Consider the following 25906-nt stretch of genomic DNA (forward strand, 5'->3'; position numbering starts at 1 on the left):
GTAAGATGTCAAAAAACGGAAGCGGGAACTTGCGGAGACGGAGAAGAGCAAGAATGGCAGAAGAACCCAAAAAAGAGCCGATGGGTTGGAAAGACTGGGTGGACCGCATCAAGGAATCCATGGGTGGGGCAGGGCCGGACCATCAGAAACGCAAGGTGCACTTTTCTTTCTGGTATTTTCTCCTGGCCCTCATGGTTATCTCCTGGATTCGTGATGTCATGGTCCAGCAGCAGCGCATTCAAATTCCCTACTCCCAGTTCAAACAACTGGTTCAGCAAGGAGCCGTCCGTAATGTGGTGATTGAAGCGAACCGCGTCACGGGGGAAATCACACAGGGAAATTTGGCGAATCGTCGATTTGCCGCTGTGCGCGTGGAAGATCCTCAGTTGGTACAGCTCTTGGATGAGCGCGGTATCGCCTACACGGGCCGCTTGGAAAACCGTATTCTGGAAGCGATCTTATCTTGGCTTTTGCCCATGGCCTTTTTCATTTTCTTTTGGGGCTTTCTCATTCGGCGCATGGGCGGCGGTCCTCAGGGTGTGTTGTCCGTGGGCAAGGCTCGTGTGAAGATCTACGCCGAAAAACAGGTGGGCATCACCTTTGACGATGTGGCCGGAATTGACGAAGCCAAAGTGGAACTTCAGGAGATCGTGGAGTTTCTGCAAAATCCCGAAAAATTTCAGCGACTCGGCGGCAAGATTCCCAAAGGCGTGTTGCTTGTGGGCGCTCCGGGCACTGGAAAGACCCTGTTGGCCAAGGCCGTGGCCGGAGAAGCGGGCGTGCCGTTTTTCAGCATGAGCGGGTCCGATTTCGTGGAAATGTTTGTGGGCGTCGGAGCCGCTCGCGTGCGGGATCTCTTTGCCCAAGCCAAACAAAACGCGCCGTGCATCATCTTCATCGATGAACTGGACGCTCTGGGCAAAGCTCGAGGCCTCAACCCCGTGGGCGGTCATGATGAAAGGGAACAAACCCTGAATCAGCTCCTGGTGGAAATGGACGGCTTTGAGGCCAACTCGGGTGTCATCATCATGGCGGCCACAAACCGTCCGGAAATTCTGGATCCGGCTCTGCTGCGTCCCGGTCGCTTTGACCGCCATGTGGCTGTGGATAAACCCGACATTCGAGGGCGGGAAGCCATCCTCAAGATTCATACACGCAAGGTGCAACTGGCGGACGATGTGGACCTGCAAAAGGTGGCGGCCATGACGCCGGGCTTCGTGGGAGCGGACCTGGCCAATCTGGTCAATGAGGCGGCCTTGCTGGCGGCGCGGCGCAATAAGGACCAAGTGGGTATGGCGGAGTTTCAGGAAGCCATCGATCGCATCATCGGGGGGCTGGAAAAGAAAAACCGGGCTATGAACCCCAAGGAAAAAAACATCGTGGCTTTTCACGAAGCGGGTCATGCCCTTGTGGCCATGAGTGTTCCCCATGCGGACCCGGTCAACAAGGTGTCCATAATTCCACGGGGTATCGCTGCCTTGGGCTACACGCAGCAAATGCCCACCGAAGACCGCTACCTTATGACCCGCGAAGAACTCCTGGACCGCCTTTGTGTGCTTTTGGGAGGTCGCGTGGCCGAAGAACTGGTCTTTGGCGACGTATCCACGGGCGCTCAAAACGACCTTCAGCGGGCCACGGACATTGCCCGTAGCATGGTCATGGAATACGGCATGAGCGAAACCCTGGGGCTGGTAACCTTTACTCGAGAGCCCCGTTCCGCCTTTTTGGATTTGGGCATGAGCCCTCGAGGACGCGAGTACAGCGAAAAGACGGCCCAGGACATCGACGCCGAGATTCGGCGCCTCATTGAAGAGGCCTACACCCGCGTGCGCTCGATTCTCACTGAAAAGCGTGCCTACTTGGACCAAATGGCCAAAACCCTTTTGGAACAGGAGGTTCTGGAAGGGGCGGCCCTTCGAGAATTGGAAAGCCGGATTCGAAGCGCCTCAAGCTCCGATGCGTCGCCCAATTGATTTGCCGCGTGCCTTAAAAGGGTTTCACGAGCACGTTCCGGCAAGACCTTTCGCGGCCACGCCGCAGGAGCCATTCCTTGGCCCGTCGTGCCCCGTTTTCATAACATTCGTTGTCAGGAGAGTCCGGCAGGGGGCTGCCCGAAAAGGCGGTATTTCAAGAAACCCAGATGAATCCCCGGTTCCTGAGACTCATTGTGGCAGACAGTTCAGAGAAAAGATGCTTGGTACCATAAAGGCAGCCGGTCGGTGGCGCTCTTCAGCGCCGCCTCCAGCCGAACGTAATCGGGTTCATGACGGGCCACCAAGTTCCAAAAGGTTCTGTCGTGTCGAGGAAACAGGCTGTGACACAGCTCGTGCGTGATGACCATCTCGACCAATTTTCGAGGCAGAAAAAGAAGCGCTGCATTGAGGCTCACCGTGCCCTGAGACGAATAGCTGCCCCAGCGGGTTTTCGGGGTGGTGATCTTGACCTTTGTGCATGAAAGGCCGGTTTGCCGAGCGGTGGTGTGCACCCAGGGTCTGAGGACGCGTTTGGCTTCTTCCCTAAGCCATCGGCGAAGAAGGCGGCAGCATGCGGGGACATCAGAAAAATCCCCTTGAAGCTGCAGCCGTGGCGGACAATGCGTCCAGGCCAGCTCCAGGGTTTTGACCGGCCCGGGCCGATAAGTCACGGCCCAAGTGGTATCCACGGCCTCAAGAACAATGCTCTGGGGCAAAAGGTCCGCTCTTTGATAGTCGCGCCATGGTTTCTCAATGCCCGCCAGGGCCTTTTCGATCCAGTCTCGATGACGGTCAAGAACGCGGGGAATATGCCGTGGGTTAAAGCCCGTGGGGACCGTAAGTACCAACCCGGTTTCTGCGCCCACGCGCAGGATGACGTGTTTAGCCCGCGCGTTTTCCTTCACCCGATAAAAAGGCGGCCAGGGCAGGTTGTCATTGGTTTTCATCACTTGGCCTCAGCGTTTTTTCCAAAAGCACGGCAAAGCTAGGCGACGCAAAGACCCTTGCGGTTAGGGGAGCGTTCCTGAGAACACCTTCAGCAGGAGCGCCGCGAGCCGAGGCTTCAGGCGGGCGCTCGGTTTTTGGCGATTCGGTCCATGCGGATCTCGCGCCGTGCGGCGCTCCTACGGAATGGAACAAATTCCGTTGAAGGGACAGCCTTTCTGGCCGTCCGCTCATCCGCGAGCCGCGAGGACACAGTCCCTTGTGAAAGGCAAAGGCCGACCCTTGCGCGTGCAGGGGCGCCCGTTGCGGCCAGCCGCCATCAAGGGCCGGCATTTCAATCTACGCCCCTTTTGTCACGTTCCAGGACTGCACCAGGGATACCAGAGTGCGCACACCAAAGCCGGTGGCCCCTTTGGGAATCCAGCCCAGGTCCTTGTCGGCCCATACGGTTCCGGCAATGTCCACATGAGCCCAGGGAACGGTATCAGGCACAAACTGCTTGAGAAACATGGCCCCGATGATGGTGCCCGCTTTGCGATCGCCCACGTTCTTGAAGTCGGCCACATCGCTTTTGAGATCTTCAAAATAAAAGTCATAAAGCGGCAAGGGCCAAAACAGCTCACCCAGTGGAGCGCCGATCTTTTGCATAACTTGCATCAAATCCTCGTGATTCCCCAGTAGGCCTGCGACACGGTCCCCAAGGGCGATGACGCACGCCCCCGTGAGGGTGGCCAAATCCACCATGGCCGCCGGCTGAAACTGCATGGCATAGCTCAAAGCATCGCACAAAATCATGCGCCCTTCGGCATCCGTGGAAATGACTTCCACAGTGAGCCCTGAGTGGGTTTTGACCACGTCGCCGGGTTTGTAAGCTCGGCCGTCCGGCATGTTTTCAGTACACGGCATCAGTGCGATGACGCGCCGAGGGACGCTCAAGCGTCCAATGGCCTCCATGGTTCCTAAAACCGTGGCGGCTCCGGCCATGTCGTGCTTCATTTCTTCCATCTTGGCCGCCGGCTTGATGGAAATGCCTCCTGTGTCAAAAGTGATGCCCTTGCCCACAAGGACAAAGGGAGCCTGATCCTTGAGCCCCTCGGGGCAGTGTTCCATGATGATAAAACGAGCCGGCTCCTGAGAGCCTTGGGCCACCGCCACAAAACCTCCCATGCCCAGTTCCTTGGCCCGGTCCAGATCCAGCACGTCAAAGCGCATGCCGTGGCGGGAAGCGACGCCGGCGGCTGTTTGCGCCATAAACGATGGGGTCAAGACATTGGCCGGTGCTGTGGCCAGATCCCGAGCTAACACAATGCCTTCGCAAACGGCCTTCACCTCGTCCGTGATACGCGGCCAGTAGGGCAAAGGACCTTCGGAACAGACGGTGAGTTCCTTGGGACAATCAGAAGTTTCCACATCGCGTGTTTTCAGCGCGTCATATCGGTACAAGCCCAAAGCAGCCGCCGTGAGGGCTTCCCGCACAAGGGTTTCTTCACGCTCTGGAAGTCCTTCCATGGCCGCTGTCGGCAGGAGAGCGCGCTCCAAAGCCAGATCCCGGCATCGGCGCACCGCCATGGCCGTGGCATGTCGAAAGTTTTCCAGGGACCAGTCTTTTCTTTTTCCCAAACCCACTAGAAGAAGTCGGGAAACGGCCGCATCAGCCGGAGCGTAGACCAGATGCAGCTCGGCTTTTTTGGCGCGAAAGTCCTTGAGAACGGGACCGTCCTGAAGCCACGGTGCTTGCGATGGCATCCAGCGGGCAAATCCGGAAAGAGGGGCTTCCTCATCCTGAAAGGCATAAAAAATGATGACATCCCCGCTCCACTGGGGAAATGCCCCTTCCATGTGCCTCCATTCCATGCTTTTGACCTCCTCTTAGAACTTGGATAGTTATCGGTGTTTAACCTGAAACCCAAACGTTTTGGCCCCAAAAGGGCCGAACAGGCCTGTGGCGCGCCGTAAGAAATCAGGTGCCGTCTGACCACGGAAATCCGCCCTGGGCTTTACCAGCCGCTGGCGCCACCGCCACCTTCGCCGCCTCCAGAAGACCCACCACCGCCCGATCCTGAACCGGACCCAGGAGGTGACGCGGCCGAAGCGATGGCACCGGCAAGACCGGAAGCAAGACTGTTGCTCCATGCCGCCAGATGTCTGCTTCCAAACCCCATGGCATCCAGGCCCTTATACCATCCTGGTTGGTAAAACTGGGCACCGTCGCTTTGCGTTTTCAGAAAGTCCGCAAATGGTTCAGACCATTCCTGTTCCACATTCAAAGCCAGGGCGTAGGGAAGATACTTTTCAAAATGTTCGGGTGTCTTTTCCGGTGGATGCAGGATGCCCAGCCGCTCTTTTTCAGCCACGCTCAAGTAGAGCCGAAACCCCTCGATCTGATCCAGAATCTTTCGGCCGAGGTGGGATGGGGCTTTTAAAAGATGGTAAAAAAGAGCATGCACCGCGCCAAGAAGGCCCAACACGAGGGCACCCAGAAGAGACACGGTGTAAGCGAAAATGCCGAAGACCACAATGTTTGCCGCCCAAAAGGGCAGGGCAAACAAAGTGATGCCGACGGCGGAAAATTTGCCGAAAATGCGCCGGGATAATCCCCCTCGCCGGGATATTCTCCACGCCTGCAGCACCTTTAAGCCCAGCAGCGCGCACCCCATAGACCAGAAACTTAACCACAGGGCCAGAAAGCCCGCCAAGAGCGGTTCCGGCGTACGGACGATCAACAGCGAACCAACCACAACGCTGAAGATGAGGCCCGGAAGCATGTATTCGGATTTCTTCGCAAAGTAGATTCTCTCGTACTCGCGGGAGAGGCTCTTGTGCAACTGGTTCACTTCCAGGCCTGTCAGAGTGCGCTGCAGATCCAAAAAGTTCTGGTTGGCTTTGAGGTCCGGATAGTTTTCGGCGACGGCAAACACCGTCCCGAGGGCTCGGCTCATGGCGCCTTCGACGGACGCCCGCTCTACTACGGTGGCGGCGGAAAGGCTTTGAGCGCGAAGCTTAGTGACCTGTTCCAAAACACCCCGTTCGTGCTGCAGATTCCCTTTGACCGTTTCCATCAAGTTGGGCAAAAGGTGCGTGCGGCGTTTAAGCTGCACCTCGATGCCGCTCCACGCTTCTTCCACCAAGTTGCGGGCGCGCACCGGCCGATTGTAGATCATGACGGCGGACAATACGGCCAGAGCTAATCCAGCGGTCATCGCAATCCAAAGGCTCATCGAGACTCCTTTCGTCCAGGATCGGTTGGGCTCAGTGGGATGGTGTGAAAAGTGCCTGTTTCGCCGTCGTAGTAAAGCAAAAGGCCGGCGTAGGTCGGCGAACGTCCCGTGAGGATGCGCAACACCTCCGCCACCTGCAGGCTTCCAATGACGGCGGGTGTCGGTCCCAGGACGCCCAAAGCTTGTTCGGCGTCGGAACGCTCTCGGCGCCCGCCGTAAATGGCTTCCAGTCCCACAGGCGAAGATGGCAAAAAGGTGCTCACCTGCCCGAACCATCCGGCCACAGCCCCATGAATCCACGGAATCTTCAGGGAACGGCAGACCTTTTCCAGCATAAAGCGGGTCTTAAGATTGTCCAGAGCGTCCACAGCCGCATGGCACGGACTCAGCCAGTCCTGGGCCTTTTCCTCGTTGAAATGTTCCGCATAGAACGTCACGCGAGTGAGCGGGTTCAGGCGAAGGCACTGAGCGGCGGCTTCTTCTGCCTTGAATCGGCCTATGTTTTCTGAGTGAGAAAACCACTGGCGGTTGAGGTTTGAAGGGCAGAAGACGTCGCCGTCGCACAGCACCAAATGCCCGACGCCCGCTCGAGCCAGAAGTTGCGCCACGGTACCGCCCAGCCCGCCGCAGCCCAGAACAAAGACGCTGGATTCGGCCAGGGCTTTTTGTTCGTGGAGGGACAGAGCCCACAGGTTCTTGAGGTACCGGGCAGGAAGAATGCCTCGATGCAGCGCTTCACGCTGCGCCGCCCACGGCGCATAGCCTTCCGCCTTGGCCCACGCCAAAAGATCCGCGTCTTCCACAACGCGAATCATCTTGTCTCCATATGCCAGCACCGTCGTCACCCAAGGCGATGCCGTCATCGAGAACCTCCTGTGAGCGGTACTCGTCGAAAAATGCCTGCCCGCATCGTCCATGCAGGCCCGCATCAACCAACGCGGGGACTTTGGTCTTTCGCGGTCTGCATATGGCTGAGCGCGCAAAAGCCGCCTTCTTGGTGCCGGGAGGCTCTTTTACCCGATGCGCCTCAAAGGGGCCGGCTGTGAATGGCCCACACGTTGGCGGACGTCTTGAAGGCCGCCCACTCACAACCGTGAGCCCCAAAATCCACCATGTGGACACAAAAACCCTTCCGCCACTTCGGCAGACGGTCTCATAGATGGGCTGCAGTCTAAGCGCGACGTTCCGCGGCTGCGACTTTAAAGCTGCGCGCTGACTAGGTACCACACGCCACAAAGGAATCCAAGAAGTTCAACGACGTGCGCAGGAAAACGGCATTGACAAAAGGAAAGGCGGTCGGTAGCTTCGAACACTCGATGGAAAGACCTTATGTTCCGCGGGCTTGGCGCCCTAAAAGTGGCAACTGACACACGGCGCTACAAAGAATTCCAAGAGCGCCGGCCCGCATCCGTGAATGCGATCAAGGAGGGGAAAAACCATGACCGAACGGATCTACAACTTCAATCCCGGTCCTGCCATGTTGCCATTGCCGGCCTTGGAAGAAGCTCGAGAAGCTCTCGTGAATTTCAAGGGTTCGGGAATGTCCATTTTGGAAATCAGTCACCGGTCGGCCGTATTTGAAGAAGTCCTGCAGTCGGCCATCGCCAGAGTCAAAAGGCTGCTGGGGTTGGACGATCGGTTTCTGGTGCTTTTCATGCAAGGGGGAGCCAGCCTGCAGTTTGCCCTCGTGCCGATGAACCTGGCTTCCGACGCCACACCGGTGGATTACGTGGATACAGGCACCTGGTCCACCAAAGCCATCAAGGAAGCGCGCATCCTGGGCAAAAACGTACGTGTGGTGGCTTCATCGCAGGACAAGGACTACACTTATATTCCTGAAAACATTCCCATAAAATCCGACGCCGCGTATCTCCATATCACGTCCAACAACACCATAAGAGGCACCCAGTATCGGTCCTTTCCCAAGGCGGGTGATGTGCCCTTGGTGAGTGACATGTCCTCGGATATTTTCAGTCGCGTTTTTGACCCGGCGCCGTTTGGCCTCATTTACGCCGGAGCCCAAAAGAACGCAGGCCCTGCGGGCGTGACGTTGGTCATTGTTCGCAAGGACATGCTGGAGCGCGTCCCGGCGCATTTACCGACCATGTTGAAGTACACCACCCATGCTGAAAAGAACTCCCTCTACAACACACCACCCTGTTTTGCCATCTTCATGGTGGACCTGGTGCTGAAATGGTTGGAAGAGGACATGGGCGGCTTGGCCAAAATGGAAATCGTCAACCGTGAAAAGGCTTCCCTTCTTTATGACTACATGGACAGCCAGGATTTTTATCGAGGCACAGCCCGCCCGGACTCCCGTTCGTGGATGAATGTGACGTTTCGGCTGCCTTCAGCGGACTTGGAAAAGAAGTTCATTGAGGAAGCCCAGAGGGCCGGCCTTGGAGGCCTGAAGGGCCATCGGTCCGTGGGCGGCTGCCGGGCGTCCATTTACAATGCCATGCCGGTCGAGGGGGTTCGAGTCCTGGTGGAGTTCATGAAGGAATTTGCCGCAAAAAACGGCTGAGGCATTGATTTTCCTTTAAGAAAACCCTGGGCTTTACCGAATGGCAAGAGAGCGTTTCTGCTCCGGGTGGGAGAGCAGCGGATTGGGGCATGCCGGCAGTGCTTGCGATGCGTTTCGAGTAAGGTGTGGCGAACGTGGCGGCTATGACATCTTCCGCAAAGACTTTAAGGCCCGGAACCGCCGTCGATATTGTGCTCAGGGTGGATTTTCATCGGGAGGTCATGGACGTGCGTCGTGCCATGATCTATGACGTGGACGGCACCGTGCTCGTTGTGTCCCGTCCCACGCCCGATGTGAAGCCGGATTATGTCGGGCGGCGGTGCACGGTCACCTTTGTTGTCCGCGAAAGGGAATTCAAGGTCCGCTACGGTGTACCTGCCGAAATCGTTGAACTGAAAGAGAACTACAGCATTCGCCAAGGCGCCCTGGTCCAAGCCATGATCTTGAAGGTCTTGGGAGCCGTGGAGCCCTTCAACCTGCGCATGGCCTATCGCGTGCGGCCTCCCATCACCAGCGGCATCCGGCTTGAGGTGGACGGCCAGAGGGTGAGCATTCTGGATATTTCCACGAGAGGGGCTCGATTCCTGTCCACCGTGAGACCTCCTTTGCAGTTTCGCCAACGCGTGGAAATCATCTTGCATCTGGACGACGTTCCCAATGCGTTCCACGCCTTTGTGGTCCGCACCCAGGATCCGGGCACTTCAAGCTCCGTGCGGGGAGCTCAGGAGGTTGCCGTGCAGTTTTCCGGTATGCCCAAACGTGTTCGCGAACAGCTGGCCAAACGCATTATGCAAATCGATCGTGAATTGCGCGCCAAGGGTCTGGAGGAGGGCTGAGCGTTCCAAAGCCCGAAGGCGGACCTTGGACGTGAAAGACGTGCCCCAGGAAGCCTGTCCCACAATGGTATGGCCGCCTGCTTTCGGCTTATGATTGCAGGATCGCCGCAAGGCGCGACCGGGATCGCGGCGTGAGCTGCTCCTACGGCAGATGATTTTGGACACGCTTTTCCATGTGCCGAGGCGGCCTTTGGGACCGGAAGAACGGCCTTTATTGGACAAGGTGCTCGATGGCTGAGGGATCGTGAAGCAGGTCCCTAGCTGCTGGAAGGCCGCCTCGCGGTTGGGCCGAAAGGACGGCCCGCACGATGGCCTTTTCCACAACCTGTGCGGCCAGCATGCCCACGATGCTCACATCCACAGAATCCCGCTCTTCGGTGCTCAGGGCAAAAACAGTATCGCCATCCACTTGCGTGTGGCACGGAACGATGGCGCGGGCCAACCCGTCGTGAGCCATTTGGGCGACTTTAGTGAGTTCCGTTTTGGTGAGGCGCGCATTGGTGGCCACCACGGCCAGCACCGTGTTGTCGGCGACAGAAAACCCCCGCAACCGTTCCTGGCGCGCCATGGCTTGGGCTGTCCCTAGAAATTGGTGCGAATCCGGTCCTTCACGGCATCCAGCAAGAATGCGTCCACCGTGGGGATCCACCACATCCCCAAAAGGATTGACCACGACCACAGCGCCCACACGCACACCGCGAGGGGTTTCCAAGAAAAAAGATCCCAGCCCGCCTTTAGTGGCGCAGGCCAGCCCTTGCAGTTTTCCAACGGTGGCTCCGCACCCGGCCCCCACGGACCCTTGCAAGACCGGTCCCCTATGGGCCTTCCGGCAGGCTTCCAAGCCCAGCTCGGCGTTCGGTGGTGCGCCGTCTTTGTTGATGCCCAAATCAAAGATGACGGCACCAGCCACCGTCGGCACGACGCCGTATTCGGTGGCGAACCCCACACCGTGTTCCTTGAGGTACCGGCGCACGCCGTCGACTGCGGCCAAACCGAAAGCGCTGCCGCCGGTTAGGACCACGCCGTGCACGCGATCCACCAAATGCACGGGATGCAGACTTTCCGTGCCGCAGGTGCCGGGGGCTCCCCCTCGAATGTCGACGCCGGCCACGGCGCCCCCTTCGGGAAGAATCACCGTACAGCCCGATGTGCCGCCGACCACTTCCGCATGGCCGACCCGAAGGCATCCCACCGCGGTGAGGGTGTCGTTAAAGGGCGTTTCATTGCAGGCCATATTTTTCCACCACGGCGCGTCGAAACCGAGGGGTGTAGATGAGTTCAAAGGTTTCTTTCTTGTCTGGATATTCCCGGTAGGCGAAACGACGGACCCCTTCCACCAGTCGATGGGCTTCATCCAGGGAAAGACGGCCCTGGCGGATGACCGCAAGAGCGAAATCCACGAGGCGTTGCAAACGCCGCGCGGCGCGCCGGTCTTCTTCAGGGGAGAGCATCGAAGGCATGGGGCGATTTCAATCCTCCTGATTCAGAACCTTGTTCGTGCCCATCAAAGGCCGACGCGGCGCCCGCCGTACCCGAAAGCTTGTGCAGCATCCTTGAGCTTTGGCGCAAGTTGAAAATCGCACCCGGCGACACCTCTAAGAGCACGTCTGAGAACGGGGTGTCGAGCCCGTTTTCGTTTCATCCTGTGGGAGCGCCGCACGGCGCGATCAGGCTTTGCGGCTTGCTCCTCTTCGACAGCTTCACATGGAAAGAACGCTGCAAGACCTTTGTCAAAAGTGCCTCGCCCGCCTGGCCCGCTTTTCCCAAGGGTGCGATGGCCTTATTCCCGTGACGAGAAGTCCATCGCCCCCATTGGCCTTCAGTGCGGCGCTCCCATGGAAAGGATCTGCCCGGTGCCGTGGGATTCCGCCGTCATGGCGTGGGAAACGGACGTGATGGCTTCATAGCTTTTAAGCAACCGGTCTCCCAGCGTTTTACAGAGTCTTCGGTAGAAGCGCATGGCGCTTTCCAGATGTTTTTCCAAAACAGTTTTGACTCGATCCCCGGGCATCTTGACCAGGCGCGTTTCCATCAGGGCTTCCGCCGTGGCCGAATAGACCTCCCGGTCCAAAAGACTGGACCACCCAAAAACCTCCCCGGGACGACTCACCAAATAGGCCACGTAAGTGCCTTCTTTAAATGAAAGTTTTATATTCCCTTAGAGCATCACATAAAAATGGGTGGCGGGGTCCCCCTCTCGAAAGAGAATGTGCCCCGTTGCGACGTCGACTTTTTCGCTGATCTCCATGAAAGCCTTAACGAGATCATGCTCCACGTCTCGAAAAAGATCCGATTGCTGAATAAACATGACCCTTCCTCCTTTCTCCATGAAAGTTGGCGGGGGTTCGGCGTCTTCTTCCAATCTTGGAAGCTTTCCGGTCAAACACGGCACGCCGAAATCACCGGCCGTCGGCATGGCTGCATGCCCTGAAAAGAACCCTTTGAGGGCCCTTTTCAGGGCATGGCCTGATCATTTTGAAAGGCCGTCCGGTCATAGCGTCTCCCTTTTCGGGCACTTTTTTTCAATGCCTACATTTAATGGAACAAAATTCGGCCATGGAATCAAGAGTCCTCAGGTGGGCATGCGGCGAACACCTTGGCGATGAAGGTCAGGTGACTCTTTTCCTGCTCCGCCAGCTCTCGAAGGATTTCCGAAGCGGCGGAATCCTTAGCGGCTGCGGCGGCGTTGCGATAAAGGTCCTAGGTTTGGCATTCGATGTCCAAAGCCAATTCAGCAAAGGCATAGCACGACGACATGGGAAGGCCTTCCAGCTTCTTGACGACTTCCTCCAGAGGTTCTCCCCCTTCCAGAATTGTTCCGGGCAAGGCTTCAAACAAAGCGTCAAAGGGCGGCAAGGGTTCCTGGCGAGTTGAGGCTTCCAGTAAGCGATACACGGCCTGAGCGTGACGGCGTTCCCATTGCACAAGTTTTTGGGCCGTCTCGGCCCAGGCGGATTCCTGAGCCGAGGACAGAGTCTAAAAGCGGAAAGTGCCCTTTTCCAGATGCATGGCTTCCTGCAGCATGTCGGCCAACGACGCCTTGTCGGTCAGGAGGCGCACTTTGGGATAATCCACCAGCTCCTTCCCATCCCAGGCCATGTAGCCCCCTTGAAGGTTGACCACGCGAGTCGGTTTCAGGTCACTTTCAGCGGCCATCAGGGCGGCGGCCATGGAACGGCCTCCAGTGGCGCAATAAAAGAGCAATTCCTTGCCGGGTGCCAGTTCTCCCAAAAGGTTTGTCAAACGGCTTAGAGGCATCAGGCGCGCTCCGGGAATCTGGCCTGCGGCGTATTCCGAGGGTTCCCTGACATCGATGAGTTCGTAGTCCTTTTCCCGGCGCTGCGCGCGGTAAGTTTCCAGTTCGTCGACAAACATGCTTTCTACGGCAACGGTTGACACGGGTTTTGGCGGCATGGCACCTTTCCCTTTGTGAAAGCGTTCGTCCCTCAGACCGACGCGCACTCGTGCATATGGCGCTCAAGGAATTTTTCTTCCATGAGCACGATGCGGCGGATCATGACCTCAAGTATTTTTTCCGTCGCTTCCGGAAATTGGCGCAAAATCTTTCGAAAAGTTTCCCGTTCGATATAGAGGACTTCCACGTCGGTGGCAGCCCGGGCTCCAAAAAGCCGTCGAATCTTCGCAAACAAGGCCAGCCCTCCGAAAAACGCCCCCGGTTCCAGGTCATGGACGATGACTGAATGATTCTCATACTGGCGAACCATCTGCACCTTACCTGACACGAGAATATAGCCCTTGTCGTCCGGCTGACCTTGTTGAAAGAGGAATTCGCCGCGTCGAAAGCGTCGCCGGCTGCACATGAGCGCGTAGAGCCGCAGGCGTTCCAGGGGAATAGACGAGAACACATTCGTGCGGCGCAGCCATTCCAGGTTGTCGTCCAGTTCGCAGGTGTAGGTTTGGGTGAGCTTGCCACACCCCGTCTCCTGAGAGCGATTATCCGTGTCCGCGTAACAGTTCATAGAAGAGCCCTTTCTTTTCCAGAAGTTCGTCATAGCGTCCCAGTTCCACGATGCGACCCGACTTCATGACCGCAATCAGGTCGTAGTCGCGAATGGTTTCCAGCCGATGCGCCACAGAAATCACCGTCGTTTTTCCTCGCAGGTCTTGGTCCAAAAGCTGCTGAATGCGGTTTTGGGAAGCCATGTCCAGGCTGGCTGTGGCCTCGTCCATAATGAGAATGCGGGGTTTTTTGAGAAGAGCTCGCGCAATGCCTATTTTTTGTTTCTGCCCTCCGGAAAGCCGATCCCCCTTGCTGCCCACTTCAAAATCCAGCCCGATTTCCAGCACGGTGTCATAGAGCTTTTCCTGTTGCAGCAGATCCACGACGGCTTCGGTGAGCCGCGTCCATGCCCATGAAGTCTCTTCCTTCAGGCGTCCAAAAAGAATGTTTTCCAGCAGGGACCGTCCGCTGAGGTATGCCGTTTCCGAATAATAAATAAAAGCGCCGGCATCCCTCTGGGTGCAGTAGACCTTGAAGCGCGATCGGGAGGCGAGAATGGCCTTGCGAAGGTCCATGGGAATCACGGTCATCTTGTGAACGCCGGGAATGACACGCAGCGCCAGGGCCAGCAGGGTTTGTTGAACGGACGGCGGCAGACGATCAAGACTGGCTCTTCCGTATCGCTCATAAAGCTCGATGAACTGGGTCATCTCTTCTAGGAGGATGGGTGATTGGCGAAAAAAGAAGGGGTCGTTTTGCAGGTCTCTGAGCAGGGGCACGGTGCGGTTAACCACGTCCAAGCCCAGGCGAATCAGCGGCTCTTCCAGGCCCACCTCTTTCAGAAATCGACGGAAACGAGGCCGTGCCGGCAACACTTCACAAGGGCGGCCGCCTTCCACAGGGTAGCCGAAAATGATGTTCACGGCCACGGAACTGTAGTCCATGAAACGGTTCACGTCGAAAAATTCCACCGTATCCTGTAGCGCATCGCTCCACTGGGATCGAAACTGATGCCGCAACGCCACGATCTTTTCGCCCAAAAGGCGTTCCCTGGCCTGATCCAGCACGGAATTGAGCCCAAAGCGCAAGACATCGTCCGTAAGTCCCACCGAATCCACTACCTGAAGAATGTCCGCCAATTCCGGTGGATCCGTTTCGAAGTCCGTGGCGAAGGGCGAGTTCATGCGCAGTGATTCCTTGCCATAAAGGATGTTGTCCTTCAGTGTGCCGTCAAAGATGAACGGGTACTGGGAGACAAAACCTAAATGCGGGCTCACGTCCGCTTTGGTCAGGTCCTTGAGTTCCCATTGATCCACGTAAACGTGACCCTGATTGTAGCGGTAGAGTTGGGCCATGACCATAGCGAGGGTGCTCTTGCCGCTTCCTGACAGTCCCACCAGAGCCAGCCGCTCTCCCGGTGCCGCGCGCAGACTCACCTGATCCAGCAAGCGCACGTGGTCTTCCACTTCAAAGACCAGGTCTTCCACAGCCACGGCGCCGCGCAACTGCACCGGAGGCCGACCTTCGGGCTGCAAGGGAAATTCCGGCTCCAGGTCAAAAGCTTCCTGAATGCGCCGATAGGCCACGCGGGCATCCTGGTAGCCCTGGTAAAGTTCCATGAGTTCTTTCCAGGGGTCGTAGAGTTTTTCGTAAGCGGAAAGAAAGGCTACCAGAGCCCCGAGGCTGAAGCGGCCGGTGATGCTGAGGTAGCCTCCCAGAAGAAAGAGAAGAAAAGGCCCGAGGCTCTGAAAGAAATTGTTGGTGAACTTGATCCCGTACCGGTACAGGTTCATGCGATGGCGCAATTGCAGCAGTCTTTGGGAAAGACGCTCCACCTTACGGGCTTCCAGATCAAAACCCGCATTGGCGTGAATTTCTTGAATGCCGCTGATGGCTTCACCGACGACACTGCTGAGTTTTCGCGTGGTGGTGACCCGATCGCTGTTAATGCGATTAAAACGCTTTTGAAGCTGGGGAATAATAAAAATTTCAATTAGATATACGGCAAGACTTAACGCCGCCAAAAGAGGGTTCAAGGTGAACATGTACACACCGAAGGTGAGCAAAGTCAGCGCGTTGACGGCTGGAACGGCGATGGCCCCTCCTAAAAAATCCCCAACGGAAGCCAACTCCCCGGTGACCGAGGAAATCACCATGCCCGGTGGTGTTCGCCGGTAAAAGGATAGGGGTAGACGAAGAATGTGCCGGTAGATGCCCGTGCGCAGTTCGTAAAGGATTTTCTGGCCGATGTAGCCCTGAAGCACGTTGATGAGGTATTTCAAAAGGCCCGCCAAAACCACGGCACCCAGGTAAAGACCGCAGTAAAGAAAGAGGGTGTGAAGCTTGCCGAAACGAATGGCTTCGTTGACGATGCGCTTTTGCATTTCCAAGGGAAATACTCGAAAAAAAACGGTAAAGACGATGGTCACCAAAAGCGCCGCCTGAAGGCCTCGGCAGCGCGTGAGAGCCCAGTACCAGAGCGGTTTTTTGAGCATCATGGGTGAGGTTCTCCACGAGAAAGTGCGCCCAGACCGATCGGTTCACCAAGGATGATGTGCCCGGTCCCGATCCCCGGAAATGTCATGAAGGATCGCATTGAAGGTACACACGGCCGGCCGCAAAAGTCAACGCAGGGTATGTGCCTTGGGGTGTGTTTGGTGCTGCCAGCTGGTTTTGGCGCGAATAAGATCTTGTCTTTCGCAGCCGGGCAGGCTTGCTTCTTGAATCGGATGCGCTGGCTGTCGCCCGCCCAAAAAGCTTTTCAAGACGTTTTGCGATTCTTACAGTGAATCATGGTTGAAAAAGCCTTAGGTAGGCAATCGTTGGTGTGCGTTTTTCAACGGGGGAACGGATCCTACGGGTGCAAATCGTTGCGGACACAAAGGAGCCCGTCCCTCCGAAGGATAGGGTACGCTCTTGGGGTCTCTTTGAAAGGATCGGCTTGTTGCGGGTGCAAAGAGGTGTGGACAGCCAGCAGGTCGTCCTTCCGCTACCGAGGTGGGCGCTCATGTCAGTGCCTTCGAAAGGAGCGCGTTCTCCCGATCCGCTGATTCCAGGAGGCCCTCGAAAGCCGCTCCCTTGAAAGCATGGCAATGGGAAATTTCGATCCGAGCAGTCGAAACCGTAAGATTTCATTCCCGCACGAACTTTCGCCCAGAAAGGACACCGCATGAGCGACGCGCATGATACCGGCCCTGTCGTAAATGCCATTGCGCCCGCACCGCCCATTGGTTTCGCTCTCGTGGGGTGGTTTGTTCAAAACCAAAGACCTCTTCCTTGGCGCCGCCACTATGATCCCTATGCCGTTTGGATCTCCGAGGTCATGCTGCAGCAAACACAGATGTCCAAGGTGCTGCCCTATTACGAGCGATGGATGGCTCGGTTTCCCACCGTTCAAGCCGTGGCGAAAGCTTCCCTGGAGGAGTTGCTTCGCGCGTGGGAAGGGCTGGGCTATTACGGCCGCGTGCGCCAATTGCAGAAGGCGGCCCAAGAGATCGTGACGCTTTATGGTGGAAACATCCCCTGGGAGGAAGAAGCCTTACGCCGGCTTCCCGGTATTGGCCCTTATACGGCGGCGGCTGTGGCCAGCCTGGCCTTTGGTCGGGACGTGCCCGTCCTGGACGGCAACGCGCAACGCGTCAGCGCTCGCTTGCTGGATTGGCCGAAGCCGGTGAAAGACGCGGAAAGCCAAAGAATCTTGCGGCAGGTTCTGGAAGAATGGATGCCGTCGGGACGGGCTCGAGAATTCAACCAAGCCGTCATGGAATTGGGGTCCTTGATCTGCAAACCCAAGAAACCACGCTGTACTCAGTGCCCGGTGCGTGCGTGGTGCCGAGCCTACGCCGCAGATACAGTGGCCCATCGGCCCGTTGCGCCGAGGCGCCCTTTGATGCAAGCGATCACCGTGGCTGTGGGTGTATTGTGCGATAACGGCAAGGTGTTTATTCAAAAAAGGCCACCGCAAGGACTCATGGCTGGTCTGTGGGAATTTCCAGGCGGCAAGGCGCACGAAGGAGAGACGCCGGAGGAAACGCTTCATCGCGAACTGGCTGAAGAGCTCGGGGTCACAGTGACCATTACCGGAAAGATCACTGAAATTCGTCACGCCATCACTCGATATCGCCTGCATCTTCATGCCTTTCGCTGTGTTTTGAACCCCCCGGACCAGCCCCTTGAGCTCCGCAGTGCCGTTCAAGGGCTTTGGGTCCCTCTGGAGGGCCTGGACCAATACGCTTTTCCCTCGGCTAACCGGCGCCTCATTCGAATGCTTCAGACACGCCAAGGCACCACGCCATGATCACCGTGGCCGATTGCCAAGTCCTGTGGCCCCTCGTGCGCCGAAGCGCGCCCACCGAAGCTCAAAGCATCGTGCAAAACTATCTTGAAGAAAGGTTTTCGTCATGATGCACAACCGCTTAAAGAGGATGTTTTCCATTTTAGCGGCTGTGATTCCCCTTTTCCTGGGGGGCTGCGCCGGTCTTGAAAAGAGCGCGTCCAAGGTTCCTGAAAGGCCTTTCGTTTTTCAGTTGGCCGTGAACGACATTGTGGATCTGCACACGGGAGAGAAGCTCAGTTTTGATGCCCTGATGGAAAAGCTGGCCAAGGTGCGGGTGATCTACGTGGGGGAAGTCCATTCCCGTGAAGCGGACCATGAAGTGCAAAGGCGCATCGTGGAGTGGCTTTGGCGCCGCGGCCGACGCATCGGCGTGGGGTTGGAAATGCTCCCGCGATCGACTCAGGAAAATCTAGACCGGTGGGTTCGCGGCGATCTCGATGAGGCCGCCTTTTTGAAAGCCGTGGATTGGGAAGGGCACTGGGGGTTTCCTTTCTCGCTGTACCGACCCCTTTTTGGCTTCGCTCAAGAAAAATCCATTCCCATGCGGGCCCTCAATGCCCCTCCAGCCGTGGTGCGCCAGGTGTCTCGACAAGGACTGGCTTCCTTAAGCGATGAGCAACGCCGTGAGATTGCCCGGCATTTCGACCTGAACGATGCAGCCCATCGCTCCTATATCGAGCAGGAATACCACGCCCACGCTCCGGGGAACATACGCGATGCACAAACCTTTTATGAAGCCCAAGTGGTGTGGGAAGAGACCATGGCGGAAAGCTTGGCGCTATGGCTTGTGCAGGAACCTCTGGATCACGTGGTGGTGCTGGCCGGAAAAGGGCATGTGAACCACAGGTTCGGTATCCCCGAACGGGTGCGCCGGCGCGTGGCACATGGCTACGCCGTGGTGCTGCCCACGGCGCTGAACGAGGAGCCGGAGCGTCTGACGGTGGAAGCGGGTGACTTTCTCATTGTGACCGCCGAAGAAAAGCCGTTTCCGGGTCATGGGCGTCGCCTGGGGGTGCGGTTGAAAAGTGCGGCCGATGGAGCAGGCCTTCGTGTGGTGGAGGTGGTGCCGGGAAGCCGCGCGGAGCAAGCGGGGTTTCAGCCTGGAGACAGAATCGTGGCCGTGGATGGAGAAGTTGTGCGCGATTGGCAAGCTCTGCACCAACGGGTGCAACGCCCGGCTTCGACGATGGTTTTTACCCTGGAGCGTGAAGGGCGCCGGATTGAAGCCGTTGTCCATTTTGAACCTTGAGGGCGTGTCCGTTAATAAGCCGTGCGAGCATGGTGGATGAAGGCATTTGTGCCTGTATAAGTGGATCTGCGGTCCCAGGATTTTAAGGGGACGGCCTCCCGGCCGTCCGTGAATGGGCCGGCCCTCGAATCTCGGAGGGACGCGCTCCTGCGCATCCGCGAATATCGGGAAATAGAGTCAGCGTGCCCCTTGGCCTTGGAGGGGAGCGCTCCTGCGCGTCCGTGAATGTGCAGACCGCGAGGACGCCGTCCATCCAAAAGGGACCCGTGCAAGGGGACCGGTGGACCGGCACAAAGCCGGTCCTTGCAATGAAAATGGACACAGTGGGCTCGGCTAGTCCTCTTCCAGGAAGGCTTCGATGTCGGTGCGAAACGGCGTGCTTTTCCAAAGCCTTTCTCGTTCCATGCGTTCCTTGAGCACTCGGGCTGCTTGGCGTGCCTGAGCCTCCTCGGCATTTTCCATGCTCTCCAGCAGCCGTTCCATGGCGAGCCGATTGGTGAGCTGCACCGACCGGGCCTGGCCCACAAGGTCTGAAGGCGCAGACGGTTTGGCTTCTGGCACGTGGCCGCGTGGCGATGTCGGCTTGAGAGAAGATGGAGGCAAGGAGGAAGCCACCGAAGGCGCAGCAGTCGCGGTTTTGGGCTTTGATGGCGTGGTGGTGGTGACCGATGGTGCCGTCACTATGGAGGGGGGCGAAGTTTTGACACTGTGGTCACTCGCCTTGGCCGGTGGGGATGAGGGTTTCGAAGCGTCTGGAGTCGCACTGTCGGCAAGACGAATCTCTGCCCATCCCATGGGGACGCACTCTTTTTCGCTTTTGACCCATACCCGTCTGGACTTGGGTGCTGGTTCTGTTCCCCGATCATGACCGCAGACATTGCGAATTTCTTGGCGTAACTTCTCGCTCCACAGCAAATTGACCGTGGTGGAAAGCATGCCGGACCCAAAGCCGATGCGAAAAAGCGCTCCTTTGGTTTTCTCCTTGGTTTTTTCATACCAAGAGCGGACCAGACCTGCTTCGGAGACGCCCTTACTCCCAAAAAACGCCGTTTCGTGCGCAAGAAAATCCTTGTTCATCTTCATCGCCAGAATTAAAAATTCCTTGGGCGACGGTGTTCGCGAAAAGGGCAGGCTTTTCTTAGGGTTTTCCCTTTGAAACGCCTCGTAGAGTCGCTGGTCCCACAGGATTTCCGTGACAAAAGTGCCCCCGACCACGGCTTCCACCCAGACCGTCAAATCTCCACCCCCTCGCGGTTTTTGGCTCCAATAGTGCGTTCCGTCGGACCTCTTGGATAGAAACGAAATGGGAATGACGCGTGTTTGGACTTTGTCGTTGAGCGGATAGGCGTCGCGCACCTTAAGGCATCTGAGAATGTCCCTGTTTTGTTCTGAACCCCCGCACGCAAGATCCCAGGACTGAAGCAGGTTCCTCTGAAGTTCGGCGGACAGGAACTTTTTGGCCCGCTCTCTGTTTCTTTCAGTTTTCAGCCCATTGATCCTGCCTTCTATTTCGCGTTCTCGAGGGTGCGGGCCGGACTGAGTGTGGGAGGCTTCGTTTTTTAAAACGGCGTAGAGATAAGCCGTACGCAGCACTCCTTTGATGGAGGTTCCGGGAATATAGACTCGGCCGAAGCCGTCTCGAACAAATGGGCGAAACTCGCCCATGTCGGGCTGCCCCCCGGGAACCGAATAGGCCGCCACCTCGGGTGCCAGCTGGTTCAAAGGAGCGTTGCGTGCATGCCTTTCAAAGAAACCGCTCAGCCCGTGCTTTTTCAAGTTTTTCGAAAAGGCTTCCTGGATGAATTGGTCCATCAGGTTTCTTTGTAAAAGGAATCGGCCCAGCTTGGATTCGTCCACCACCCAAATGGACCCTTGGTGGTAAAGATACTCCATGGGCAGCAGGGCCCCTTCCCGAGTGCCGATATGAATGGGCGAAAGGACGTTGAAATGGACCGTGAGTTTTTCCACGGGTTGTGCCTTTGTCAATGCCGACGCCTGAGTCGCCATAAAAAGCCTCCAAAACCATAGGCCTACGGAAACCAGAACCCCATACCGTTGCGGTACACGCGATGGGAAAGCCCCAAAGCCGGGCCGTGATCCGGTGTGACATCCACCAGGCGCCCGAGCAAAGCGCGCGTGGCCACGGATCCTTCCCTCAGAAAAATGAGACGCTTTCGTTTTAGACTGGTGGCGTAGCGGCCCGTCACCACATAGCCTCGACTTTCCTCGAAATCCCAGGCCTCCAAAACGCCGCCAAGTTCGGGTAGCTCCTGAGGATTCGGAAAGTAACGGGAAAGCAGCAGGCGCCGGGTCGTTTTTTGAGCCTGACGCAGCTCAGGCCACTCCTTCTCAAGCGGCACAAACCCATCCACACCAAAGGTTCCCAACCCGTAAGTCCGTTCGCCGCCAAGGCCCATGTCCCCAAGAAGCCTTAAAGCCGCCTCGAACCTGGACTTCCATGGGTCGTCCCGAACGCGCACCAGTCCGTAAAGTCCCGCATCGTGCCGAAAATGGAGCACGCCGCACCACCAGATGGAGCTGTTCTGGGAGGAGCGGTCGAGAGCGACTCGAGGACGAAGGCTCGTCTGAAACCAGCCCTCCGGGGCTTCGGAACTCCAGGGACGAGCCAACCGGCGGGCACATTGTTGAACCGTTTCCAGATCCTGTGCCGACATGGGCTTTTGGGCCAGCCATGTCAGCACATGGTGGGGTTCCAGGTAGCGTATTTTTTTCAGTTCTTTTCCCGCCCTTTGCAAAAGTGCGGCATCGTGAACGGCTGGAGACGTCATGGGCCGAGGCACCGCATAGAGACGCTTCCTTTGGTCGTCGGGATCGGGGCCGAAGGGAAATAAAGAACTAAGGACGAAAGGCGGTGACTCCCCGGCCATTTCGTGTAACACATCGCCTGCTTCACCCATCAAAGCAAAGGCGTTGATCAAGGCGGACCACAGAGAATCCGACGAGACGGTTTCCTGCGTTTCCTCCAGCCCGATGCCCTGGCGACCGAAGTGCGCCCCCACCGGAAATGTGAGACGAAAAAGATATGTTTTCATCGGTCCCTCTTGTCCTTACCCGCCAGAGCCGTTTTGAAAAAATTTAGCGAGTTCCGCCAGGTCTTCGAGCCCAGGTACGGCCTTGGTCTGATTATCTTTGCCACGATAGTAATCGATTTTTCGCGCCTCGATTTTCGTGAACTGAAAATGCACATGGCCGTAGCCTCGGGATCCATGGCCGCCCAAGGCGTCGTCTTGCAGAAGGAGCAAAGCCAGCTGCAGATTTTTAAGGTCTGCCGTGAGGGTGTCGGTATCTTCCACATCGTAGACGATAGAGAAGTCGAACGTGGTTCCTCGAGGCACACGTTCCAGGTTTCTGGGATTGGCGGCGGAGGTCAATCGATCGATACCGTTTTCAAATTTCCATTCCGTAAACAGGAGCCCCGTATCGATGGTTTCCAGTTTTTCGCGGCTTTCGCGTGTCAGGCGCATGTCCCGCACCTTGAGGCGTGCGGGAAAATTTCGGTTGTTTTCACCGGGGCCCGTGGAACCGAACAGCCGGCATACCGGACACTCCAAGGCCCCCGGATAAGGAAATACGTCCTTGTAGTTTTTGTTTTGGCTCTGTCCTGCATCCCAGTCGTCGCACTCATGGCGGCTGATGCCGATGCCCCCGCGTCGGTTCGGCAACAGGTCTGGATTGGCTTTTTCCAAAAGGGATCGGAGTTTCCCCTTAAGGGAACTGCCGGGAACATAGGGCTCCGAGGTGATAGGATCGCGCACCACAGGGCTATCCAAGGACCCGATTTCCAGGTTTTCTTTGGACGCTCCGATATGGAGTCCGCTCAAGCATTCCATGACGCCTTCCAAGGCGATCTTGCCTAAAAGCTTTCGGTACGTTTTGGGTTCCATGCTTCTGCCCTCCTCTCTCAGTCTTTACCGCCATGAAAACGGTGGTACGCGATGATGCTTTCCATGAAACGCAGAAATTTCATAAAGTTGTCCTTGGTTTGCGCGGCGGATCGCACCGCCGCATCCAGAATCTCCGCGAGATGCTTCACTTCACTGTGGCGCCCGGCGGCGTAAGCCAGTTTCGGCCGAAGCAACACAATCTGCCCTTTGATCTTTTCAAAATCTTCGCGGCCTTTTAGTTCGGCTTCCACCTTGCGGGCGCCGTCAAGAAACCGGCGAATCTGATTCATCTTGACCTGGTTTGCCACGGTCTTGCCCACGGCGTCCGCAATGTCCACCAGCCGATCCATGGTGAGCCTTTCCAGATGGGCCAATTCGCCTTTAAATTTTAAAATTTCATGCTGAATTTTCTGATCACTTTTACCGTTCATCCTTGGTCTCCTCCTTGCGCATCATCATCAAAAGAATGAGGAGCGCCGCTTCCACGTGGCGCCATCCATCGGCTCGGCTTGAGAACATATAATTTTTCAATGCGATCCAATCCTTTTCCAAGCGGCCGTCCACGCGGGTTCTTCCAAAGAGGTACGCCATTTTGGGAAGCGTCCAGGCTCCTTGGCGGCGCTGCAGGCGCACCAGCTGAAGGAGCCTGTAGAAAAATCCTTTGGAGGGTCCGTGGGGACTGGGGCGCATATGGTCTGGGCCGATTTCCATAAAGGGAACCAAATGCTTCAAGGCCTGCAGGACGCTGACGACATCCGGCGATCCCTGATCTTTCCAACGAAAGGTGTGGGTGTCCAGAAGCGTCACGGCTTGTCGGCCGGGAATTTCTTTGGAGCCCAGGCGACGTCCACTCTTGGCTGTGTCTTCGGCGCGCCCTGCAGCGTCGGCTAAGCGATAGACAGGCTCATGGGCTGAGCCGACGCTCATACCGGCTGACACGGTGATGTTGGGATTGGAGGTAAAAAGCTGAAAGGCGTGCTGAATGTCCAGGGCCGCTTCCAGGATGTCCAGCCAGTGGCCGATGAGGAACAGATCGTCGCCGCCCGAATACACTACGCTGAGCAATCGAGGACCGTCGGGTCTTTTGCCAAGCAGGGTCTTGGCAGGGTAGTCTTCAGCCCCCGCGAGAATGCCATTGATATGATATTTGAAAAAGAGACTGAACTGACGGGACAAGGCGGCCGTCAGCGAAAAAGTGCGTTCTCCTTCGGGAAGAGCGGTGGAAAAAATGCGGCCCAGCCGGTCCACATCCATGCGCAGCACGGCGATGCGCTGCATGCCGAAACCTTTTTCGGCCATGGATTGCAGGTCCCGCGGCGCGTCATGCGGTGGCAGGTAGAGTCCCGCAAAGAGAGGGCGGCTTTTTGAATGAGTGTAATGGGCAAGGTTCCAGTCGTTCAGATGAAAGACCGCGTCGGGCTCAAGATCCTTGATGTGCGGCAGACCATTCGAATTAACCGCGGTGGGCTGATAATATCGATCTTCGATCCTCACATAGTCGTCTCGTTTCAGACCCCAAGGTTCCGTCGGCCACCGGTAGATGACCTGGTGTTCGCCGCGCCGCGAGGTCTTTTGCAGCAAATCGCCCAGAATGTACTGGTCCCGACAGGGCTCGCAGACGGGAACGGCCGCATCCCGAATGGTCAACCTTTTGAGAGGAAGGTCCTCTCGGCCGCAGACCTCACATTTGTCCACATAGCAATCGGGATTGGGCTCCTTGGGTTCACTCAAGAGTTCCTGCAAAAAGGCTTCACCTTTTCTTTTCTTGGCAGTTTCCAGCGCTCCGGACAATTCTTGCCATACACCGGTGACATCCCGAAGGTTCGCCTTACGAAAGGGCACCCAACAAAGAAAGAGCTCCAGAGTGCCGTTGAAGTCTTGAAAAAGAGACTTGTTCAGGCTTTGCCCCAGTTCAAGAAGCTTTTTTTCCGTGCGCGGCACATTTGGCGCCACCAAATAGAAATGGCCGCCGCCAGTAAAGATGACGTTGCAACGAAAGAGGTTCAAGGCTTCCAGGATTTTGTCCACGGCGTGTTCCAAGAAAAGTTCCAGGAAAAAGGAACGCCCTTTCAAGGATTTCAAGGCCCCTTTGGAGGAAATGGTGTAGATGAACCGTTGAACCCCCGAAAGGTCGCCTCCCACCAGCAAGAAAGGGCATTCGGCATCGGAGCGCCACGTGGCTTCACCGGTGATTTCCTCCTTGAGCACCCGTTTGTTCCAGTCGTCGCCATATTTTTCCATGTAATAATCAGCGAGGCACAGGGAAAAGGCCCCCGTGGTCTTCAAGTGGTCGAAAAGGGAAATATCCGGATGTTTTCGATAGGCCTCCTGGTTGTTGTTCTTGCCCTGAAAGCGCAACGTCATGGATGGAATGGCGCTGGTGTATTTTTCCAAAAGGTGCATGAGAACATCCACGTTCATGTGGTTTTGGCATTCTTTGATCGCTTGAAACTCGTCTTCAAAGGCTTTCCAGAGATCGGCATACATGGCCGCGCTGTTGTGCTTTTCTTCCGTTTCAGGTGGATGCCACGAGGTGATGCGCCCGTTTTGCACCGGTAACGTCCAGTACGCCGGGGGCGCCGGGGTTTTCGGTGGATCCTCGTGGGGGTTGCGCACTCGGGAAAACACGCAGGCCAGGGGCACGCTGCGTTGCCATGTGCTGGAAGCGTCCTTGCCCTTATCGAGGGTGGTGCGCCGCTCCGAAGCTGAGCAGTTGTCAGCCTCGTAGAGCACCATGAGGTCATTGTGTTGCCATACCAGTTCATCGGTGCTGTGGTGGTTTCGTGCGCCTTCTGTGATCAGGGTCGCTTCGGGATAATGCTTTTGCAGCCAGCGATAACCGATTTCCCCGTGCGTCAACTGATAGTCGTCTTGCAGCTCCGCCCGCTGTTTGAATTTTCCCAGATCATGCAACAGCCCCGCCAGGCACCGCGTGTGTGCTTTATCGTGGGCAACCATG

Annotated in this window: 22 protein-coding genes; 5 read left to right on the forward strand and 17 right to left on the reverse strand. The window is 56.9% G+C overall.

Annotated elements, in window-relative coordinates; genetic code table 11:
- The first annotated feature begins 80 nt into the window (after window positions 1-80).
- Window positions 81-1973: an ATP-dependent zinc metalloprotease FtsH gene (gene ftsH / locus ACUVSA_RS11895; RefSeq protein ID WP_445894976.1), complete on the forward strand. Its 1893-nt coding sequence runs from the start codon at window positions 81-83 to the stop codon at window positions 1971-1973.
- A gap of 206 nt (window positions 1974-2179) precedes the next feature.
- Here ftsH and ACUVSA_RS11900 read toward each other — a convergent pair whose 3' ends face one another.
- The 4 genes from ACUVSA_RS11900 to ACUVSA_RS11915 all read right to left on the reverse strand — a co-directional run bounded on the left by ACUVSA_RS11900 (window position 2180) and on the right by ACUVSA_RS11915 (window position 6999).
- Window positions 2180-2920, reverse strand: coding sequence for a M48 family metallopeptidase (locus ACUVSA_RS11900; protein WP_445894977.1), 741 nt, complete (start codon window positions 2918-2920; stop codon window positions 2180-2182).
- A 337-nt stretch (window positions 2921-3257) separates the two neighbouring features.
- On the reverse strand, window positions 3258-4772 hold the full coding sequence (locus ACUVSA_RS11905) for a leucyl aminopeptidase (RefSeq protein ID WP_445894978.1): 1515 nt from the start codon (window positions 4770-4772) through the stop codon (window positions 3258-3260).
- A gap of 143 nt (window positions 4773-4915) precedes the next feature.
- Window positions 4916-6136, reverse strand: a complete 1221-nt coding sequence (locus ACUVSA_RS11910; RefSeq protein ID WP_445894979.1) for a LemA family protein — start codon at window positions 6134-6136, stop codon at window positions 4916-4918.
- Window positions 6133-6999, reverse strand: a complete 867-nt coding sequence (locus tag ACUVSA_RS11915; RefSeq protein ID WP_445894980.1) for a HesA/MoeB/ThiF family protein — start codon at window positions 6997-6999, stop codon at window positions 6133-6135. The genes ACUVSA_RS11910 and ACUVSA_RS11915 overlap by 4 nt, the downstream gene beginning before the upstream one ends.
- A 575-nt stretch (window positions 7000-7574) precedes the next feature.
- On the opposite strand from ACUVSA_RS11915, the gene serC reads away from it, so the two are divergent.
- The gene (serC, locus tag ACUVSA_RS11920) at window positions 7575-8660 is read left to right on the forward strand and encodes a 3-phosphoserine/phosphohydroxythreonine transaminase (protein WP_445894981.1); all 1086 of its coding nucleotides are present in this window, start codon (window positions 7575-7577) and stop codon (window positions 8658-8660) included.
- A 143-nt stretch (window positions 8661-8803) separates the two neighbouring features.
- Window positions 8804-9496 (forward strand): PilZ domain-containing protein, encoded by a 693-nt coding sequence (locus tag ACUVSA_RS11925; RefSeq protein ID WP_445894999.1) that lies wholly within the window; start codon window positions 8804-8806, stop codon window positions 9494-9496.
- A 211-nt stretch (window positions 9497-9707) separates the two neighbouring features.
- Here ACUVSA_RS11925 and ACUVSA_RS11930 read toward each other — a convergent pair whose 3' ends face one another.
- From ACUVSA_RS11930 to ACUVSA_RS11965, 8 genes are all read right to left on the reverse strand, one after another.
- The gene (locus ACUVSA_RS11930; RefSeq protein WP_445894982.1) at window positions 9708-10730 is read right to left on the reverse strand and encodes a P1 family peptidase; all 1023 of its coding nucleotides are present in this window, start codon (window positions 10728-10730) and stop codon (window positions 9708-9710) included.
- The gene (locus ACUVSA_RS11935; protein ID WP_445894983.1) at window positions 10717-10956 is read right to left on the reverse strand and encodes a hypothetical protein; all 240 of its coding nucleotides are present in this window, start codon (window positions 10954-10956) and stop codon (window positions 10717-10719) included. The genes ACUVSA_RS11930 and ACUVSA_RS11935 overlap by 14 nt, the downstream gene beginning before the upstream one ends.
- A 359-nt stretch (window positions 10957-11315) precedes the next feature.
- The gene (locus tag ACUVSA_RS11940; RefSeq protein WP_445895000.1) at window positions 11316-11648 is read right to left on the reverse strand and encodes a cyclic nucleotide-binding domain-containing protein; all 333 of its coding nucleotides are present in this window, start codon (window positions 11646-11648) and stop codon (window positions 11316-11318) included.
- A gap of 6 nt (window positions 11649-11654) precedes the next feature.
- A complete protein-coding gene (locus tag ACUVSA_RS11945; RefSeq protein WP_445894984.1) occupies window positions 11655-11804 on the reverse strand; it encodes a hypothetical protein in 150 nt (49 codons plus the stop codon).
- A gap of 392 nt (window positions 11805-12196) precedes the next feature.
- Window positions 12197-12421, reverse strand: coding sequence for a hypothetical protein (locus tag ACUVSA_RS11950; protein ID WP_445894985.1), 225 nt, complete (start codon window positions 12419-12421; stop codon window positions 12197-12199).
- A gap of 51 nt (window positions 12422-12472) precedes the next feature.
- The gene (locus tag ACUVSA_RS11955; RefSeq protein ID WP_445894986.1) at window positions 12473-12871 is read right to left on the reverse strand and encodes a rhodanese-like domain-containing protein; all 399 of its coding nucleotides are present in this window, start codon (window positions 12869-12871) and stop codon (window positions 12473-12475) included.
- 71 nt (window positions 12872-12942) lie between these two features.
- On the reverse strand, window positions 12943-13476 hold the full coding sequence (locus ACUVSA_RS11960) for a Crp/Fnr family transcriptional regulator (protein ID WP_445894987.1): 534 nt from the start codon (window positions 13474-13476) through the stop codon (window positions 12943-12945).
- Entirely contained in the window at window positions 13451-15955 is a 2505-nt protein-coding gene (locus ACUVSA_RS11965) for an ABC transporter ATP-binding protein/permease (RefSeq protein WP_445894988.1), read from the reverse strand. Before ACUVSA_RS11965 ends, ACUVSA_RS11960 begins: the two co-directional genes overlap by 26 nt.
- A gap of 671 nt (window positions 15956-16626) precedes the next feature.
- Between ACUVSA_RS11965 and mutY the strand changes: the two genes are divergently transcribed.
- Together mutY and ACUVSA_RS11975 are read left to right on the forward strand one after the other, a co-directional pair.
- On the forward strand, window positions 16627-17754 hold the full coding sequence (gene mutY / locus ACUVSA_RS11970; protein WP_445894989.1) for an A/G-specific adenine glycosylase: 1128 nt from the start codon (window positions 16627-16629) through the stop codon (window positions 17752-17754).
- A 103-nt stretch (window positions 17755-17857) separates the two neighbouring features.
- Window positions 17858-19042, forward strand: a complete 1185-nt coding sequence (locus ACUVSA_RS11975) for a ChaN family lipoprotein (RefSeq protein ID WP_445894990.1) — start codon at window positions 17858-17860, stop codon at window positions 19040-19042.
- 333 nt (window positions 19043-19375) lie between these two features.
- On the opposite strand, the gene csm5 is transcribed toward ACUVSA_RS11975, so the two are convergent.
- From csm5 to cas10, 5 genes are read right to left on the reverse strand one after another with little or no spacing between them, the layout of a single operon-like run.
- Window positions 19376-21049, reverse strand: a complete 1674-nt coding sequence (csm5, locus tag ACUVSA_RS11980; protein ID WP_445894991.1) for a type III-A CRISPR-associated RAMP protein Csm5 — start codon at window positions 21047-21049, stop codon at window positions 19376-19378.
- A 23-nt stretch (window positions 21050-21072) separates the two neighbouring features.
- Window positions 21073-22095 (reverse strand): type III-A CRISPR-associated RAMP protein Csm4, encoded by a 1023-nt coding sequence (gene csm4, locus ACUVSA_RS11985; RefSeq protein ID WP_445894992.1) that lies wholly within the window; start codon window positions 22093-22095, stop codon window positions 21073-21075.
- A 15-nt stretch (window positions 22096-22110) separates the two neighbouring features.
- Entirely contained in the window at window positions 22111-22947 is an 837-nt protein-coding gene (gene csm3 / locus ACUVSA_RS11990; protein ID WP_445894993.1) for a type III-A CRISPR-associated RAMP protein Csm3, read from the reverse strand.
- A 17-nt stretch (window positions 22948-22964) separates the two neighbouring features.
- Window positions 22965-23378, reverse strand: coding sequence for a type III-A CRISPR-associated protein Csm2 (gene csm2, locus ACUVSA_RS11995; protein ID WP_445894994.1), 414 nt, complete (start codon window positions 23376-23378; stop codon window positions 22965-22967).
- Complete coding sequence (gene cas10 / locus ACUVSA_RS12000) at window positions 23368-25905, reverse strand: type III-A CRISPR-associated protein Cas10/Csm1 (RefSeq protein WP_445894995.1); 2538 nt, start codon at window positions 25903-25905, stop codon at window positions 23368-23370. Before cas10 ends, csm2 begins: the two co-directional genes overlap by 11 nt.
- Between the last annotated feature and the right edge of the window lies 1 nt (window position 25906).

The sequence above is a fragment of the Desulfosoma sp. genome (genome assembly GCF_052743555.1).